The organism is Streptomyces sp. NPDC034103 (assembly GCF_055575395.1).
The window spans coordinates 28,288-45,451 of sequence record NZ_JBVISS010000008.1; the positions used below are offsets into that span (position 1 = coordinate 28,288).

General features: G+C 71.3%; 17 protein-coding genes. 5 read left to right on the top strand and 12 right to left on the bottom strand.

All coding sequences use genetic code 11. The annotated features are described in order from the left end of the window. Positions 1–7 precede the first annotated feature (7 nt). The gene (locus ACZ56U_RS18660) at positions 8–2,362 is read left to right on the top strand and encodes an ATP-binding cassette domain-containing protein (protein ID WP_469085091.1); all 2,355 of its coding nucleotides are present in this window, start codon (positions 8–10) and stop codon (positions 2,360–2,362) included. A gap of 42 nt (positions 2,363–2,404) precedes the next feature. On the opposite strand, the gene ACZ56U_RS18665 is transcribed toward ACZ56U_RS18660, so the two are convergent. From ACZ56U_RS18665 to ACZ56U_RS18690, 6 genes are all read right to left on the bottom strand, one after another. Then, on the bottom strand, positions 2,405–2,953 hold the full coding sequence (locus ACZ56U_RS18665) for a DUF1062 domain-containing protein (protein ID WP_469085092.1): 549 nt from the start codon (positions 2,951–2,953) through the stop codon (positions 2,405–2,407). A gap of 222 nt (positions 2,954–3,175) precedes the next feature. Then, positions 3,176–3,982 carry a lysophospholipid acyltransferase family protein gene (locus ACZ56U_RS18670; RefSeq protein WP_469085093.1) on the bottom strand — a complete coding sequence of 269 codons (807 nt, stop codon included), beginning with the start codon at positions 3,980–3,982 and terminating at the stop codon, positions 3,176–3,178. Next, complete coding sequence (locus tag ACZ56U_RS18675) at positions 3,982–4,749, bottom strand: GNAT family N-acetyltransferase (RefSeq protein ID WP_469085094.1); 768 nt, start codon at positions 4,747–4,749, stop codon at positions 3,982–3,984. The genes ACZ56U_RS18670 and ACZ56U_RS18675 overlap by 1 nt, the downstream gene beginning before the upstream one ends. 216 nt (positions 4,750–4,965) lie before the next feature. Beyond that, the gene (locus ACZ56U_RS18680) at positions 4,966–5,712 is read right to left on the bottom strand and encodes a succinate dehydrogenase/fumarate reductase iron-sulfur subunit (RefSeq protein WP_391238809.1); all 747 of its coding nucleotides are present in this window, start codon (positions 5,710–5,712) and stop codon (positions 4,966–4,968) included. Continuing rightward, entirely contained in the window at positions 5,709–7,658 is a 1,950-nt protein-coding gene (locus ACZ56U_RS18685) for a fumarate reductase/succinate dehydrogenase flavoprotein subunit (protein ID WP_469085095.1), read from the bottom strand. Before ACZ56U_RS18685 ends, ACZ56U_RS18680 begins: the two co-directional genes overlap by 4 nt. 2 nt (positions 7,659–7,660) lie before the next feature. Beyond that, positions 7,661–8,332 carry a succinate dehydrogenase gene (locus ACZ56U_RS18690; RefSeq protein ID WP_469085436.1) on the bottom strand — a complete coding sequence of 224 codons (672 nt, stop codon included), beginning with the start codon at positions 8,330–8,332 and terminating at the stop codon, positions 7,661–7,663. A gap of 120 nt (positions 8,333–8,452) precedes the next feature. On the opposite strand from ACZ56U_RS18690, the gene ACZ56U_RS18695 reads away from it, so the two are divergent. Then, positions 8,453–9,337, top strand: a complete 885-nt coding sequence (locus ACZ56U_RS18695) for a LysR family transcriptional regulator (RefSeq protein ID WP_469085096.1) — start codon at positions 8,453–8,455, stop codon at positions 9,335–9,337. Between the two features lie 19 nt (positions 9,338–9,356). Here the strand turns inward: ACZ56U_RS18695 and ACZ56U_RS18700 are convergent, their stop codons facing one another. From ACZ56U_RS18700 to ACZ56U_RS18720, 5 genes are all read right to left on the bottom strand, one after another. After that, positions 9,357–9,740, bottom strand: a complete 384-nt coding sequence (locus tag ACZ56U_RS18700; RefSeq protein WP_469085097.1) for a nuclear transport factor 2 family protein — start codon at positions 9,738–9,740, stop codon at positions 9,357–9,359. Between the two features lie 50 nt (positions 9,741–9,790). Further along, complete coding sequence (locus ACZ56U_RS18705) at positions 9,791–11,926, bottom strand: putative bifunctional diguanylate cyclase/phosphodiesterase (protein ID WP_469085098.1); 2,136 nt, start codon at positions 11,924–11,926, stop codon at positions 9,791–9,793. Continuing rightward, positions 11,923–12,744, bottom strand: a complete 822-nt coding sequence (locus ACZ56U_RS18710) for an SAM-dependent methyltransferase (protein ID WP_469085099.1) — start codon at positions 12,742–12,744, stop codon at positions 11,923–11,925. Before ACZ56U_RS18710 ends, ACZ56U_RS18705 begins: the two co-directional genes overlap by 4 nt. Positions 12,745–13,015: 271 nt before the next feature. After that, entirely contained in the window at positions 13,016–13,966 is a 951-nt protein-coding gene (locus ACZ56U_RS18715; RefSeq protein WP_469085100.1) for an SCO0930 family lipoprotein, read from the bottom strand. 222 nt (positions 13,967–14,188) lie between these two features. Then, complete coding sequence (locus ACZ56U_RS18720; RefSeq protein WP_469085101.1) at positions 14,189–14,668, bottom strand: hypothetical protein; 480 nt, start codon at positions 14,666–14,668, stop codon at positions 14,189–14,191. A gap of 10 nt (positions 14,669–14,678) precedes the next feature. Here ACZ56U_RS18720 and ACZ56U_RS18725 point away from each other — a divergent pair, with 10 nt between their 5' ends. The 3 genes from ACZ56U_RS18725 (at position 14,679) to ACZ56U_RS18735 (ending at position 16,318) form a co-directional block, all read left to right on the top strand. Next, positions 14,679–14,807: a hypothetical protein gene (locus ACZ56U_RS18725; RefSeq protein ID WP_469085102.1), complete on the top strand. Its 129-nt coding sequence runs from the start codon at positions 14,679–14,681 to the stop codon at positions 14,805–14,807. A 16-nt stretch (positions 14,808–14,823) separates the two neighbouring features. Further along, the gene (locus tag ACZ56U_RS18730; protein WP_469085103.1) at positions 14,824–15,588 is read left to right on the top strand and encodes a bestrophin-like domain; all 765 of its coding nucleotides are present in this window, start codon (positions 14,824–14,826) and stop codon (positions 15,586–15,588) included. 199 nt (positions 15,589–15,787) lie between these two features. Further along, complete coding sequence (locus tag ACZ56U_RS18735) at positions 15,788–16,318, top strand: hypothetical protein (RefSeq protein WP_469085104.1); 531 nt, start codon at positions 15,788–15,790, stop codon at positions 16,316–16,318. A 115-nt stretch (positions 16,319–16,433) separates the two neighbouring features. Here the strand turns inward: ACZ56U_RS18735 and ACZ56U_RS18740 are convergent, their stop codons facing one another. After that, positions 16,434–16,946, bottom strand: a complete 513-nt coding sequence (locus ACZ56U_RS18740) for a hypothetical protein (protein ID WP_469085105.1) — start codon at positions 16,944–16,946, stop codon at positions 16,434–16,436. Positions 16,947–17,164 lie beyond the last annotated feature (218 nt).

The window sequence follows — 17,164 nt, forward strand, 5'->3', positions numbered from 1 at the left end:
CCTCTCCATGCACCACCCACATGACCCTTATGTCCGAGTCCGCGGCGCCCGGGAGCACAACCTCAAGGGGTTGGACGTCGACATTCCACGGGATGTGCTGGCCGTGTTCACGGGGGTCTCCGGGTCCGGGAAGTCGTCGCTCGCGTTCGGGACGATCTACGCGGAGGCGCAGCGGCGGTACTTCGAGTCCGTGGCGCCGTACGCCCGGCGGCTGATCCATCAGGTGGGGGCGCCGAAGGTCGGGGAGATCACGGGGCTGCCGCCGGCCGTGTCGCTCCAGCAGCGGCGTTCCGCACCGACGTCGCGATCGTCGGTCGGTACGGTCACGAACCTCTCGAACTCCCTGCGGATGCTGTTCTCCCGGGCCGGGACCTACCCGCCGGGGGCCGAGCGGCTCGACTCGGACGCCTTCTCCCCCAACACGGCGGCCGGGGCCTGCCCGGAGTGCCACGGCCTGGGTCAAGTCCACGGCACGACCGAGGAGTTGCTGGTCCCCGATCCGTCGCTGTCGATCCGGGAGGGCGCGATCGCCGCGTGGCCCGGCGCCTGGCAGGGCAAGAACCTGCGGGACATCCTGGAGGCGCTCGGGTACGACGTGGACCGGCCCTGGCGGGAGCTGCCCGCCGAGCAGCGGGAGTGGGTGCTGTTCACCGACGAGCAGCCGGTCGTCACCGTGCACCCGGTACGGGACGCCGATCGCATCCAACGGCCGTACCAGGGCACGTACATGAGCGCCCGGCGGTATGTGATGAAGACCTTCTCCGACTCCAAGAGCCCGACGCTGCGGGCGAAGGCGGAGCGGTTCCTCAGCAGTGCGCCCTGCCCGGCCTGCGGCGGCAGCCGGCTGCGCCCGGAGGCGCTGGCGGTGACCTTCGCCGGGCGGACCATCGCCGACCTCGCGCGGCTGCCGCTGACGGAGCTCATGGGCCACCTGGTGGCCGACGGCGAGACCGCCCGTGTCCTCACCGACGACCTCGCCTCCCGGATCGCCCCCGTCCTCGAACTCGGCCTCGGCTACCTCAGCCTCGACCGCGCCACCCCCACCCTCTCGGCCGGTGAACTGCAACGGCTGCGCCTCGCCACCCAGTTGCGTTCGGGCCTGTTCGGAGTCGTGTACGTCCTCGACGAGCCCTCCGCCGGACTGCACCCGGCGGACACCGAGGCGCTGCTGACCGTGCTGGCGCGGCTCAAGGCAGCCGGCAACTCGGTGTTCGTCGTGGAGCACCACCTGGACGTGGTGCGCGGCGCGGACTGGCTGGTGGACGTGGGTCCGGGCGCCGGGGAGCACGGGGGTGAGGTGCTCTACAGCGGGCCGGTGGCGGGGCTGGCCTCGCTCGCGGAGTCGGAGACGGCACGCTTCCTCTTCGACCGCCGGCCCACGCCCGTACGTGAAGTGCGTTCCGCTCGCGGCCAGTTGAAGGTCGGTCCCGTCTCCCGCCACAACCTGCGTGGGGTGACGGCCGAGTTCCCGCTGGGCGTCCTGACGGCGGTCACCGGTGTGTCGGGGTCCGGGAAGTCCACGCTCATCGGCGAGATCACCGAGGATCTGGCGGGTGTGGGTCGGCTGGTCTCCGTCGACCAGCGGCCGATCGGACGCACCCCGCGCTCCAACCTGGCGACCTACACCGGCCTCTTCGACGTCGTACGCAAGGAGTTCGCGGCCACCGAGGAGGCCCGCGCACGCCGCTACGGAGTCGGCCGGTTCTCGTTCAACGTGGCCGGCGGGCGCTGCGAGACCTGTCAGGGCGAGGGGTTCGTCAGCGTCGAGCTGCTCTTCCTGCCGAGCACCTACGCTCCCTGCCCGGCCTGCGGCGGGGCCCGCTACAACCCCGAGACGCTGCACGTGACTTACCGGGGACGGAACATCGCCCAGGTGCTGGACCTGACCGTGGAGAGTGCGGCGGAGTTCTTCGCCGGCACCCCGGCCGTCGCCCGCAGCCTGGGCACGCTCCTCGACGTCGGCCTCGGCTATCTGCGGCTGGGCCAGCCCGCCACCGAACTGTCCGGCGGCGAGGCCCAACGCATCAAGCTCGCCAGCGAGTTGCAGCGGGGGCGGCGCGGCCACACCCTCTACCTCCTCGACGAACCGACGACCGGGCTCCACCCGGCCGACGTCGAGGTCCTGATGCGGCAGTTGCACGGGCTCGTCGACGCCGGGCACACCGTCATCGTGGTCGAGCACGACATGTCCGTCGTCGCGGGCGCGGACTGGGTGATCGACCTCGGCCCGGGCGGCGGGGACGCGGGCGGGCGGATCGTGGCGGCGGGGGCACCGGGGGAGGTGGCGCGGGCCGAGGGGAGCGCCACGGCGGCGTATCTGGCCACCGCGATCCGCCCACCGCACTCCTCGTCCCACGCCTGACCCACGGCGCCCCCGCTCAAGCGGCTCGGCCGCCCACGCCGGTCAGCGTTTGAGCGTGAACGTGAAGTCGCCGGAGACCTTCCCGCCCAGCCGGACCGCGGAGACGAGCCTCCCCTCCCCGATCAGCCGCTCGACCTCGGCCCGCGGCAGACCGCATCCTTCGGCGATCAGACGCACCGGCCGGACCGGGACGCGGGCCGCGAAGCGCACCGAGACGTCGATCACCTCGCGGTCCAGATGGGCCGGGCCGCCGGTGTCCAGACGCCAGGCGCCGTTCCAGTCGAGGGCGATGCGGTTGCGGCGCCGCACGGCCGGCTCTTGCAGCAACTCGGCTGTCAGGGCGAGGTCGTTGGCGTGCAGCAGGTCCAGCAGGTCGGGTCGTACGGAGCGCACGTTCACCCGCTCCAGGACGGTGAGCTTCGCCGTCCGTCCGCAGCCGGAGCAGAGCACGAGGAGCCAGACGTCGAGGCGTTTGTGGTGGGCGTTGACACGGATCTTGCCGTTCGCCCGGAAGTGGTCAGAGGCGCAGGTGTGGCAGCGACGCCGAACGAGCGGCAGGCAGGTGGGCATGACCACCCAGCTATTGAGCACAGAAGTACACCGGTTTCAGTGAGAAGTCCGCAGCAAGAAGGAGCGCGGCGCACAGGGCGCGACGCGCGACGATTCAGCGCTCGGGGTGTCTCACACGGTGTACAACGGCACATCCTCACTCGGACGACTGGGCAGGCAGGACGATAGGGGCGCGGTGCGGGGCCGATCAACCGGTTTTCGGCGCGCTCCACCGGGCGGTGCGGCGGCGCGTGACCACCGCGTCTAGGCGACCAACACCGAGTGGACCCAGTGGGGTTGGGGCGAGGCCGTCGGCTGTGCGGCCCGGGCGAGGGTACGGCGGTCGGGATGGCTGCCGGGCGGGATGACGTCCCGGACCTCCACCTCGGCCACCAGTCCCCGTGCCGAGACCACCCGCCACACGGAGGCGAGCAGGGTGTCCTCGCCGACGAACGCGGGCGCGGTGCTGGCCGCGCCCCCGTCGCACCGGTAGCCCAGTCGCACGGGCTGCACGGGGACCTCGGCGTCCAGGGCGGCCTGGAAGACGGCCCGGCGGAAGGTGCCCTGGGCGCGACCGCACCAGGTGCTGCCCTCGGGGAAGACCGCGACGGCGTTGCCCGCGCCGAGCGAGCGGGCGATCCGCGCGACGGTGTCCGGCAGGGCCCGCAGCCGGTCCCGGTCGATGAACAGGGCGCCGCGACCGGCCAGCGCGCCGGCCACCGGCCACCGTCGGATCTCGGACTTGGCGAGCATCCGGGCCGGGCGTACGGCGGCGAGCAGCGGGATGTCCAGCCAGGAGATGTGGTTGGCGACCAGCAGCACTCCGCCGGTGGGCGCGGTGGTGCCGGTGACCCGGATCCTGACCCCCGCGGCCCGCACGATCCACCGGCACCACCGGCGTACCAGCCCGGCGGGGATCAGCCCGCCGAGCGGCGACAGCACGACCCCGGTCAGGACCAGGGCCGCCACCGCCACCAGTCGCAGCACGGCCCGCGGCAGCGCCGCGCCGGGCCCGGCGGGTTCCACGCACGCCCCCGGGGTGCAGGGCGCGCTGGGCAGCCAGCCGCCCATCAGGCCGGTACGAGGGAGAGGAAGTGCCGCAGATAGCGCGGGTCGACCCGGCGCATCGACAGCAGCACGTACAGGTCGGCGACCCCGAAGTCCGGGTCGTGCGCGGGCTCCCCGCACACCCAGGCGCCGAGGCGGAGGTAGCCGCGCAGCAGGGCGGGCAGCTCGGTGCGGACGCCTTCCGGCTCCCCCGGGGTCCAGGGCAGCAGCGGCCGTACCCGGTACTCCTGCGGCGCCAGGTGCTTGTCCCGCACCCGGTCCCAGGTGGCGGTGGCCAGCGTGCCGCCGTCGGTGAGCGGGATGGAGCAGCAGCCGGCCAGCCACTCGTGGCCCCGGTCGATCATGTAGCGGGCGATGCCGGCCCAGATCAGTCCGATGACGGCGCCGTCCCGGTGAGCGGGGTGCACACAGGAGCGGCCGACCTCGACCAGGCCGGGACGCAGGCGGTCGATCCGGGACAGGTCGAACTCGCTCTCGGAGTAGAGCCGTCCGGTGACCGCGGCGCGCTCCGGCGGCAGCAGCCGGTAGGTGCCGACGACCTGCCCGGTGGTGGTGTCGGTGACGAGGAGGTGGTCGCAGTAGGCGTCGAAGGGGTCGATGTCGTGGCCCGGCTGCGGGGAGGTCAGCCGGGCGCCCATCTCCCCGGCGAACACGTCGTGCCGCAGCCGCTGCGCGGCCCGTACGTCGGACTCGTCGCGGGCGAGGGTGACGGTGTACCGCGTGGGGAGCGCGGACAGGGGCGGGGAGTCCAGGGCGGATACGGCGGTCATGGCTCACTCCAGGTCACGGGCCGGTACGGCCTGAGCGGAAGAACGCGCAGGCCGGGTACGGAACCTGCGCGTAACCGTTCTTCCGATGCCGTCTGGCCGGTACATGACCGCGTGCGAGAGCCGGGATGTGAGCTTGCTGAACGGAACGGTCCGCCGGCCGACCGCGACCAGTTACGTTTGCCCCGCGGCCGCGCCCGGACGAGTCCCCCTGCCGTGCTACCGCTTCACCTTCCGCGTGGCCCGCAGCCACTCCTTGTTCATCCCGGTGATGGACACCAGCGGAATGCCCTTCGGGCAGGCCGTCGCGCACTCCCCCGTCAACGTGCAGCCGCCGAAGCCCTCTTCGTCCATCCGCGCCACCATGTCCAGCACCCGTGTCTCCCGTTCGGGCGCTCCTTGCGGCAGCACGTTCAGGTGGTTGACCTTCGCCGAGGTGAACAGCATGGCCGCCCCGTTGGGACAGGCCGCCACACACGCGCCGCACCCGATGCACTCGGCGTGCTCGAACGCGAGGTCGGCGTCCGGCTTCGGCACCGGCGTGGCATGCGCCTCGGGAGCCGCGCCCGTGGGGGCGGTGATGTACCCGCCGGCCTGGATGATCCGGTCGAGGGCGGACCGGTCGACGACGAGGTCCTTGATCACCGGGAACGCCGAGGCCCGCCACGGCTCGATGTCGATGGTGTCGCCGTCCTTGAAGGACCGCATGTGCAGCTGGCAGGTCGTGGTGCGCTCCGGGCCGTGCGCGTCGCCGTTGATGACGAGCGAGCAGGCGCCGCAGATGCCCTCACGGCAGTCGTGGTCGAAGGCGACGGGGTCCTCACCGCGCAGGATGAGGTCCTCGTTGAGGGTGTCGAGCATCTCCAGGAAGGACATGTCCGAGGAGATGCCGTCCACCTCGTACGTGGACATCGCGCCGTCGGCGTCGGCGTTCTTCTGCCGCCAGACGCGCAGGGTGAGCTTCATGCGTAGCTCCGCTGGGTGGGGTGGACGTACTCGAAGACGAGGTCTTCCCTGTGCAGGACGGGGGCCTCGCCGGTGCCGGTGAACTCCCAGGCGGCCACGTAGGCGAACTCGTCGTCCTTGCGGGCCGCCTCGCCGTCCGGGGTCTGGGACTCCTCGCGGAAGTGGCCGCCGCAGGACTCGGCGCGGTGCAGGGCGTCCAGGCACATCAGCTCGGCCAGCTCGAGGTAGTCCACGACGCGGTTGGCCTTCTCCAGCGACTGGTTGAACTCCTCGCCCGTGCCGGGGACCTTGATGCGCCGCCAGAACTCCTCGCGGATCTGCGGAATGCGTTCCAGGGCCTTGCGCAGCCCGGAGTCGGTGCGGGCCATGCCGCAGAACTCCCACATCAGCTCGCCCACTTCACGGTGGAAGGAGTCCGGAGTGCGATCGCCGTCGACCGACAGGAGCAGGTTGAGGCGGTCCTCCGTCTCGGCCAGCACCTCCTGGACCACGGGGTGTTCGACCGAGACGGGCTCCTGGTGGGGGTGGCGGGCGAGGTAGTCGTTGATGGTGGCCGGGAGCACGAAGTAGCCGTCCGCGAGCCCCTGCATGAGCGCCGAGGCACCGAGCCGGTTGGCCCCGTGGTCGGAGAAGTTCGCCTCGCCGATCGCGAACAGGCCCGGCACGGTGGTCTGGAGGTCGTAGTCGACCCAGAGCCCGCCCATCGTGTAGTGCACCGCCGGGTAGATCCGCATCGGCACCTGGTACGGGTCCTCGTCGGTGATCCGCTGGTACATGTCGAAGAGGTTGCCGTACTTGGCCTCCACCGCCTCGCGGCCCATCCGCTCGATGGCGTCGGCGAAGTCGAGATAGACGCCCTGCCCACCGGGCCCGACGCCCCGCCCCTCGTCGCAGACGTTCTTCGCGGCGCGTGAGGCGATGTCACGCGGGACGAGGTTGCCGAAGGAGGGGTAGAGGCGCTCCAGGTAGTAGTCGCGCTCCTCCTCCGGGATCTTGTTCGCCGGGCGGGTGTCGCCCCGCGCCTTCGGCACCCAGATCCGTCCGTCGTTGCGCAGCGACTCGCTCATCAGGGTCAGCTTCGACTGATGGTCACCGGTGCGCGGGATGCACGTCGGATGGATCTGGGTGAAGCACGGGTTGGCGAAGTGCGCGCCACGCCGGTGCGCCCGCCACACCGCGGTGGCGTTGGAGTTCATCGCGTTGGTCGACAGGTAGAAGACGTTGCCGTATCCACCGCTGGCGAGTACGACGGCGTCCGCGACGTAGGTGTCGATCCGGCCGGTGACGAGGTCCCGGGCCACGATCCCGCGCGCACGGCCGTCGATGACGATCAGGTCGAGCATCTCGGTGCGCGGATGCATCTCGACGTTGCCGGCGGCGATCTGCCGCGACAGGGCCTGGTACGCGCCCAGCAGCAGTTGCTGACCCGTCTGGCCGCGGGCGTAGAACGTGCGGGAGACCTGGACGCCGCCGAAGGAGCGGGTGTCCAGCAGACCGCCGTACTCCCGGGCGAACGGCACGCCCTGCGCCACGCACTGGTCGATGATCTCCACCGAGATCTGCGCGAGCCGGTGCACGTTGGACTCCCGGGCGCGGAAGTCGCCGCCCTTGACCGTGTCGTAGAACAGGCGGTGGATCGAGTCGCCGTCGTTGCGGTAGTTCTTCGCCGCGTTGATACCGCCCTGCGCGGCGATCGAGTGGGCCCGCCGCGGTGAGTCCTGGAAGCAGAACTGCACGACGTGGTAGCCCTGTTCGGCGAGGGTGGCGCCGGCCGAGCCACCGGCCAGCCCCGTCCCGACGACGATCACCGTGTGCTTGCGGCGGTTGGCGGGGTTCACCAGCTTCGCCTCGAAACGGCGCTTGTCCCAGCGCTCGTTGACCGGCCCGGCGGGGGCCTTGCCGTCCGTCAGCGGCTCGCCGGTCCCGTAGTCCGCGAATGCGTTCATGTTCAGCTCACCAATCCGGTCATGACGCCCACGGGTACGGCGAGGAAGCCGGCCGTGAGCACCAGTGCGAGGACGTCGGCCGTGGCCTTCAGGGCGCGGTCGCGGGTGCGGCTGCCGGCGCCGAGGGTCTGGGCGGCGCTCCAGAAGCCGTGGCGGATGTGCAGGCCGAGCGCGAGCACCGCGGTGATGTAGATGACGTTGCCGTACCAGGTGGAGAAGGTGTCCAGCACGTTCTGGTAGGGGCGGCCCTCCTCGAAGCCGCCCGTGTGGACCGTGCCGGTCGTCAGGTCGAGGAGGTGCCAGACGATGAACAGGCCGAGGATGACACCGCCCCAGCGCATGGTGCGCGTGGCGTAACTGGCCCGCGCCTTGTGGTGGACGTACTTCGTCGGGCGGGCCTTGATGTCGCGGCGGCTGAGCTGGTAGGCGCAGGTGGCGTGGGCGACGACCGCGACGACGAGGACGACGCGGATCAGCCAGAGCGTCCACTCGTAGTGCATGAACGGCTCGCCGAGCGTGCGCAGCCAGTGCGCGTAGTGGTTGAACTCGCCGGGACCGAAGAAGATCTTCAGGTTGCCGAGCATGTGGACGGCCAGGTACAGCAGCATGATCAGGCCGCTGAGGGCCATCACCGTCTTCTTGCCGACGGAGCTGTCCCATACCGTGCGCGCCATCGACGGCCGTCGGTCCGTCCGCGTTGCCAGAGCCATGACTCAAGACGCTAGGGCCGGACAGCCCGATCGGTCCAAGACATGGTCCGGCTTGATTCGATAGGCAGCGGCTATCGTACGGGGATGCAGTTCCAGCAGCTCCAGTACTTCGTGGCGGTCGCCGAGACCCGGCACTTCACCCGGGCCGCCGATTTGGTCCATGTCGCACAGCCCTCCCTGTCCCAGCAGATCAAGGCGCTGGAGCGGGAGCTCGGGGCGGATCTCTTCCTCCGAGCGCGGGGCAACATCACCCTCACCGACGCGGGCGAGGCGCTGTTGCCGCTGGCCCGGCGGATCCTCGCCGACGCGGACACCGCCCGGCACGAGGTGCAGGAACTGGCGCAGTTGCGCAGCGGCCGGGTGCGGCTGGGCGCGACCCCGAGCCTGTGCACGGGACTGCTGCCGGACGTGCTGCGCGCCTTCCACGACCGCTATCCCGAAATCCGCCTGCTGATCGAGGAGAGCGGCTCCCACGACCTCGTGCGGGAACTGGCCCGCGGCGCCCTCGACCTCGCGCTGGTCGTCCTCCCGCTGCCGACCCCCTCACCGGCCCTGACGACGGTGGAGCTGCTCCGGGAGGACCTGGTGGTGGTGTCGTCGCCGGAGGCGCCCAGGCCGGGCCGGGGGCACCGCAGCGTGCGCGTCGCCGACCTGGAGGGAGAGCGGATGGTGATGTTCCGGCACGGCTACGACCTGCGGGAGCTGACCGTCGCCGCGTGCCGTGCGGAGGGGTTCGAGCCCGACCTCGCGGTGGAGGGCGGCGAGATGGACGCCGTCCTGGGGTTCGTGCGGGCCGGGCTGGGCGTGGCGGTCGTACCGCGCATGGTGGCGGCCCGGTCGGGCCGGGGGCTGCGGGTGACGCCGCTCGCCCGGCCGGGGCTGCACCGGACCATCGCGCTGGCCCACCGCAGCGACGTGGCCCCGCCGCGGGCGGCGCGGGAGTTGCAGCGGATGCTGCTCGAACGGTGAGCGGGCCGCTCCCCCGGGCTCAGGTCACGTCCGGAGGCACCGGTGTGCCTTGGTGGTAGTACATGCGCCAGCCCGTCTCCTCGCTCACCTTGCGCCACAGCGAGCTGCGACGGGCCCGCCGGCCCTCGAAGCACGTCTCGTACGTCAGGTGCACCAGCCCGGGGGCCAGCAGCACGCCCGTGATCGCCGACGGCTCGTACCGCGGGCCGTCCGCCGAGCTGCCTGGCTGGGTGGGCAGCCCGGCGACCGTCTCCTCGTACGTGTAGCGCCGACCCGAGGCGCCGACCTCCACGAACTCGGGGTCGAGCAGCCGGGCCGCCTCCGCGGAGGAGCGGACCGCGGGGTCCAGGAGGCGCAGTTCACCCGCGATCGCCGCGGTCACCTCGTCTGATGCAGGGGTCACCCAGCCATGATCGCGGGCGCCCCCGCTCCCCGCGCAACCGGTTTGCCGCCTCAGCCCGTCGCGTCCACCAACGCCAGCTCGTGCAGCCGCTCCGGCGGGCCCGGACGGGCGTAGTACCAGCCCTGGGCGGTGTCGCAGCCCAGTATCCGCAGCTGCTCGGCCTGCGCGCCGGTCTCCACGCCCTCCACCGTGACCGCGAGGTCGAGGCTGTGGGCGAGGGAGACGATGCCCTCGACGATCTTGAGGTCGACGGGGTCCGCCGGGAACTGCTGCATGCTCTGGGTGAAGGAGCGGTCCAGCTTCAGGACGCTCACCGGCAGCCGGCGCAGGTTGGCGAGGTTGGAGTAGCCGGTGCCGAAGTCGTCGAGGGCGATGTCGACGCCCATCTCGGCGAGCCGGCGCAACGGCTTCAGCAGGTCGTCGTCGGCGCCGATCAGGGCCGACTCGGTGACCTCCAGGCAGAGCGCGTCCGGCTCCACACCCGCGCGCTCCAGGATGTCCACCGTGTCCTGGACCAGGCCGGGATGGGTGAGCTGGCACGGCGAGAGGTTGACGTTGATCCGCAGGGGCCCCGCGTCCGCGTGCCGTTCCCGCCACGCGCGGGCCTGCCGGACCGAGTGCTCCAGGACCCAGCGCCCCAGCGGGACGATCAGTCCGGTGTGCTCGGCGAGCGCGATGAAACGGTCGGGGCCGAGCACGCCGTGCTGCGGGTGCAGCCAGCGCACCAGCGCCTCGGCACCGCGCACGCTGCCGTCGCCGAGGTGGACCAGCGGCTGGTACTCGATGAAGAACTCGCCGCGGTCCAGGGCCGTCGGCAGGGCGGTGGTCAGGCCGTGGCGGGTGATGGCCCGCGCGTCCGCCTCGGCGTCCGCCAGTTCGAAGCGGTTGCCGCCGGCCGACTTGGCCCGGTACATCGTGATGTCGGCGCTGCGCAGCACCTCGGCCGCGCTGCGCTCCCCCGCCGGACCCTCGACGATGCCGATGCTGCCGCGCACGGTCAGCTCACGGCCGTCCACACTGATCGGGTTGATCAGCGCGTTCATGATCCGTGAGGCCAGCTCGTCGACCTCGCGCTCGGTGTCGGTCCCGGTGGTCAGCGCCACGAACTCGTCGCCACCCAGACGGGCGACCATCTCACCGGGCGCCGTCGCACACGACTGGAGCCGGTCGGCGACCTCGACGAGCAGCCGGTCGCCGGCCGCGTGACCGAGGCTGTCGTTGATGGTCTTGAAACCGTCCAGGTCGAGGTAGCACAGCCCGAAGCGCTGGCCCGCCCCCGCGCCGAGGGCCTTCTCCAGGCGCTCGAAGAAGAAGGTGCGGTTGGGCAGGCCCGTGAGCGCGTCGTGCGTGGCCTCGTAGCGCAACCGGAGGTTGAGCAGCCGGCGCTCGGTGGTGTCCTCCATCAACGCCAGCTGGTACTGCGGGTTGCCGTCCGCGTCCCGCAGCAGGGAGACCGTCAGGTTGGTCCACAGGACCGTTCCGTCAGGGCGGGAGAACGCCTTCTCCAGGTGGTAGTGCTCACGCTCGCCGCGGACGAGTTCGTCGTACAGGGTCCACGTCTGGGGCGCGTCCTCGGGGTGCGTCCACTCCCGGACGTTGCGGCCCCGCAGCACCGGCTCGGAGAGGCCGAACATGCGCAGCAGCGCCTCGTTGACCTGGAGGATGTTGCCGTCGAGGTCGGCCATGCCGATCCCTATGGCGGCGCCCTCGAAGACCGCGCGGAAGCGGGCCTCGCTCGCGTGCAGCGCCTGCGCCACCACCCCTTGCGCCTTGAGCGCGGCGGCGGAGATCGCCTCCTGCTCGGTCAGCGTCCGCTCGCGCAGCGCCGCGGCGAAACCGGCGGCCATGGCGTGCTGGAGCCGCGAGGCACGCACCCGCAGGTCCTGCTGGTCGCCGTCGCCGCCGCAGTACAGCACCAGGTAGGCGTCGACGCAGTCCAGGCTCCGGCTGAGCGCCTCCGGGTCGGTGCAGTGCACCGTGACCAGCGCGGCGCCGACCGACCTGCCGACGTCCGCGTCGAAGGTCCTCGCCCGCAGCGCCTCGCTCAACCGGCGGGCCAGCGGCAGGAGTTGCTTTTCGAACTCGGGGCGGGTCGAAGACGTCGTGGTCACCGGGAACACCGCCCGGCTCCAGATCGTCGCGAACCGGCGCAGTCTGTCCTCCGGTCCGTCCGGCTCGGCGCTCACGCGGTACGCCCCACGCCGGCGAACCCGGAGAAGGCCCAGGGATCCTCGTCGTCGGGGTCCCCGGTCTCCGTCTCCGGCCGCCAGCGCGGCATCGGCACCAGTCCCGGTTCCACCATGTCGTACCCCTCGAAGAACCGCGCGATCTCGTCGCGCGAGCGCATGATCAGCGGGTTGCGGATGTCCTTGTACACGTCCACCGCGCCTCCGGCCCGCTCCGCCGGCAGCGGGACTCCCTCGTACGAGGCGTGCGTGAGCACCAGCAGACTGCCGGGCGCGAGCGCGTCACGCAGCTCGGCCACCGCATCGTAGGGGTCGTCCTCGTCTTCCACGAAGTGCAGTATGGCAACGAGAAGCAGGGCCACCGGCCGGTTCAGGTCGATCAGTTGCTGAACTTCGGCGCTCGCGAGGATCTCCTGGGGCTTGCGGAGGTCCGCCGCGACGACACCCGCGTCCGGATTGTCCGCGAGGACGGCCTCGCTGTGCGCGACGGCCACCGGGTCGTGGTCCACGTAGACGACCCGGGCACCGGGACTGGCGGACTGGGCCACCTCGTGGACGTTGCCGAAGGTCGGGATGCCGGAGCCGACGTCCAGGAACTGGGTGATGCCCTGATCCGCCGCGAAGCGCACCGCTCGGCGCATGAACGCCCGGTTCGCCTGCATGATCTTGGGGAGCCCCGGCATGAACTCCATCGCCTTGCGGGCCGCCTCCCGGTCGACCTCGAAGTTGTGCGAACCGCCCAGGTAGAAGTCGTAGATCCGCGAAACGCTAGGCACCGAGATGTCGATGCTTCGTGGGGCCCAGGCGGGACGCTCCATCTATCTCTCCAAGGCGTAGGCGATCCGGTGTTCGAGCTGAGGCTACTGATCGCCTGCCAAAGGAGCGAGCGGAACCGGAAATTGACCGTCCGTTCCCGGTCACTGCCTGCGGCACGTGCCGGGTCGACCTTGCCCAACTCCCGCTGAAACAAGGCAAACCGGCCCGCCCCCCTGTGTGCGGTCACAGGGGGGCGGGCCGGTGGTCGTGCGCGGTGCGTGCCGTCCGGTTCGCCTGGACGGGTGGGGCGGTCAGGCCCTGGGGAGTTGACCTCTACTTCTTCGCGCCGACCGGCTTCCCGTCGGGCGAGACGGCGTACCAGGTGCCGCCGACGCCCTGACCGTTGGTGTCACCCGGCTCCTTGTCCTGGGCGAAGGTGTAGATGGGCCAGCAGTCGATGGTCTGCTGCTTGACCCCGTCGGGCCGGGTGAAGCTCATCAGGCCCTTCTTCTCGACGCCCTTGGTGTCGTTCGCCTCCACGGGCGCGACCGCGGGCCACTTCTCGAGGCAGGCTCCGGTGCACTTCGAGATCGGGTCCGGCCAGGCGATGTCCTTGATGAAGCGGTAGACCGTCATGCCGTTCTTGTCGACGACGATCTCGCCCAGGTTGGGGTCCTGGCGGGTGGACAGCCCCGGCAGCTCGCTCAGCGAGGCCTTCTTGCCGGTCGGGGCGAGCGCGTACCACTTGCCGCCCACACCCTGGCCGTTGACGTCCCCGGCGTTGACGTCCTTGGCGTAGCGGTACGCCGGCCAGCCCGCGATCGTCAGCTGCTTGCTGCCGTCGGGGCGGGTCACCTCGCCGAGCAGGGACTTGTCGATGCCCTCACCGGCCGAGGCGTCGTCGGCGGGCACCGGCGGCCAGGTGGTCGCGCAGTCGCCGTCGCAGTTGGACTTCGGCGGCTCGGCGGTGTCCGTGTCGAAGCGGTACAGGGTCAGCCCGCCGGCGTCCGTCAGTACCTTGCCGAGCTCGGGATTGGTGACGACGGCCAGCTTGCCCGCGCCGGCGACCTGGCCGCCGCCCGCGGAGGCCGAGGGGCTCGCGGTGGCGTTGCCGAGGCCGGAGCCGATGCCGGCGCCCGCGCTTCCGTAGTCGCCGGCCGCGGCCGTCGCACCCACGTTCTGGCTGCTCGCGGACGGGGCCGCTTCCTGGCCGCACCCCGTCGTCAGCGCCAGGACCGCCGCAGCGCTTGCCACGAGTGAGGCGCTCCGCCAGGAGGTCTTCATCGTCAACTCCCCAATATCGTACGGGTGTTGCGACGCCCTACTGCGTCGCCGCACGTCCATGGGTACGGACGGAAGTGGCTGTTGTGTTCAACGCGGGCACATTTTTCTTTTCAGAACCTGTGTAGCGGGCCGATCACTCGTTCGGGGTATTCCCCCGGTACCCCGACACGTGAGAACGCGTTCTGGGTTCATGATCTGCGTCGTGCAGCGACCCGAACCGACTCAATATGCACCGGCCATACGGGTGTTGTTGCTTCTGACCCTGACGTGGCTGGCCGTCGGCGGACCGGCGGACACGGCCTCGGCCGACGCCTGCGCCTCCGCCTCCACCGGGCCGGACGGCATCACGGCGGTGGCGGTGGCCGGAAGCCTCACCTGGCCGACGCCCCCGACCTGCCCGAAACCCACACCGAGCCCAAAACCCACCCCCACCCCGACACCGACCTGCGAGCCGGAACCGTCACCGAAGCCCCCTCCGCCGCCGAAGCCGAAGCCCACCCCGACCCCGACCCCACCCCCGACGCCCACCCCCACCCCCACACCCACACCCACCCCGACACCGCCACGCCCCGCGCCACGACCGGCGATGCCCGAGCCCCCACCGGCCCCCGCGCCCAGGCCCACGCCCGTCCCGACGCCGACACCGACCCCCACGCCCACCCCCAGCCCCACGCCCCCGGCCGAGCCGGCCCCGGCCCCCACCGCGGCTCCCGTGCACTACCCGGCGTACGAGGCACCGGCGCCCCGGCGTCCGAGCCGCGGCAGTACCTCGCCGCTCACCTTCGTCCTGCTCATCACGGTGCCCGCAGTGGTGGCCGTCGCCGCGCTGCGTCCGCGCTGATCACTGGAGGCACCTCTTGCCTGAATGGCTTGTTCTCACCCTCGCGATGCTGGCCGCCTGTGCCGTGGTGGTCGCCATCTCGGTCTTCCGTCACAAGGCGGCGGACGATGACGAGGACCCCAGCGAGACCCCGGACGTCATCGAGTACATGACGATGTGGATCGGCGTGGTGTACGCCATCGTCCTGGGCCTCGCCATCGCGGGCGTCTGGGAGGGCCGCAGCGCCGCCCAGGAGCACGTCCAGACGGAGGCGGTGGCCCTGCACGAGATCTCGGAGCGGGTCCGGGTCTACCCGGCCGACGTCCGTGACCGTATTCGGGGCGATGTCAACGCCTATGTCGGACACGTGGTGAACACCGAGTGGAAGAGCATGGCCGACGACGGCCGGGCCACCCAGCGGGGCACCGACCTGCTCGACCGGATCCGCCAGGACGTCACCGACTACGAACCGGCGACCGACTTCCAGGCGCAGGCCTACCAGCCCCTGGTCGACCAGGTCGCCGCGGCCGACCAGGCCCGCATCGCCCGTATCAACTCGATGGGGGCGACCATGCCGGGCGTGGTCTGGTTCGGGCTGATCGGCGGGGCCGTCGTCACGATCGGCATGGTGCTGGCCCTCCAGATCCGGCGGACGCCGCGTGAGCTGATCCTCGCCGGGATCTTCTCCGCGCTGATCGCCTTCCTGCTCTTCCTGATCTGGGACTTCGACGCGCCCTACAGCCGGGGCATCACCGCGTCGGCGGAGCCGTTCGTGAACCTCTTCCCCGACGCCAGGCCCTGACCCGCCCGCACCCCACGGGCCGGTCGGGGGACGCCGCCACGCCGTCGGCGTCCCCCGACCGGCCCACATCCATGCCCCATTCGCCCCACAGCGTTCGCGCGCATGTGCGCACCTTCCTAGCGTTTTGATCATCGAGGTGCATTTCTGGCGCCGGCGGAAAAGGTCCGCGGCCGCTCCTCGGGGACCCGGAGGATTCACCATGCGCGCGATACGCGTAGCCTCGGCCGCACTGCTGGGCGTCAGCGCCCTCGCCCTCGCCGCGCCGGCAGCGGTCGCCAAGGGCGACCACAACATCACGCCGTTCGGTTTCAGCGTCCTGCCCTCGACCATCGCGGCGGGCGGCCAGGTCACCCTGCAACTGGACCGGGACAACGGCGGCTGTACCGGGTCCGCGACGGTCAGCTCGGGGGTGTTCGACACGATCAGCATCCCGGGCAACCGGTCCTCGGCGACCGCCGTCGTCGACTGGGACGCGAAACCGGGCGCGGCCTACAAGGTGACGTTCTCCTGTGACGGGGTGAGCGGTTCGACCAACCTGACCATCGCTTCCGGCCGCACCCACCCCACGCCCCAGCCGTACCCGTACAACCGGGGTGTGCACGCCGGTGAGGGCGGTACCGTCGCCGGGTTCGACCTCAAGGAGATCGGGCTCGGGGCCGCGCTCATCGTGGGCTCGGTCGGCGCGGCGTACCACTTCTCGCGCCGCCGCACCGGTGAGGACGGCGGCTGACCGCTCCCGCACAGGCCTTCGCCCCGGAACCCTTCCCAGGGTCCGGGGCGAAGGCCTGTGCGTGTCTTTCGAGGGGGTGTCTTTCCGAAGGGGGTGTCTCTTCGAAGGGGCGAGGTCAGAACTGCTTCTCGGAACGGCGGCGCATCCAGAACAGCCCGCCGCCGATGACGGCCGCGGCGACCAGCCCGCCGCCGATGGCCATGTCGGTCGGGGTGGCACCGGAGGAGCTGCTGCCGCCGAGACCGCCGCGGACACCGCCGATGACAGTGAAGGCGTCGTTCCTGGTGAGCGGGTTGCGGCCACCGGTGCAGTTGACCGTGATGGAGTACAGGCCCGGGCGGGCGGTCGAGCTGACGGTGGCCGTGCCCCTGGCCGGGTTGCCAGGGGTCAGGATCACCGAACCGGTGAACGCCGGCGAGGTGGCGGTGCCGCCGCCGGAGCAGTTGTCGACGGTGATGGTCAGCTGACCACCGCGGGCGATGACGCTGGGCAGGGCGACGATGTTGCTCGGGCTGACGGAGCCGCCCGGACCGCCCGGCATCCCGTCGCGCGCTACGGCGGCGGGGGCGGCGAGTCCGAGGGCGGCGACCGCGGCGGCAGAGGCCGCCAGGGCACGGGTAGTACGCATGTGATCCTCCGCGGAAGGCGCCCCGGGAACGGTCCCCGGTCGATCGGCGAGAAAACGCCTCCCAGAAAGACCCTCAGATGCCCTGCGCGCGGGCGCATTTCGACAATGGTCCGTCCTGGTGAGAGGACACGCCGAGCGAAAAGCACACAATCGGATATTGCCGCAGGTCACGGACCGTCAGAAATTTCCTTTCAAGGGCAACTCGGATGGCGCACCCC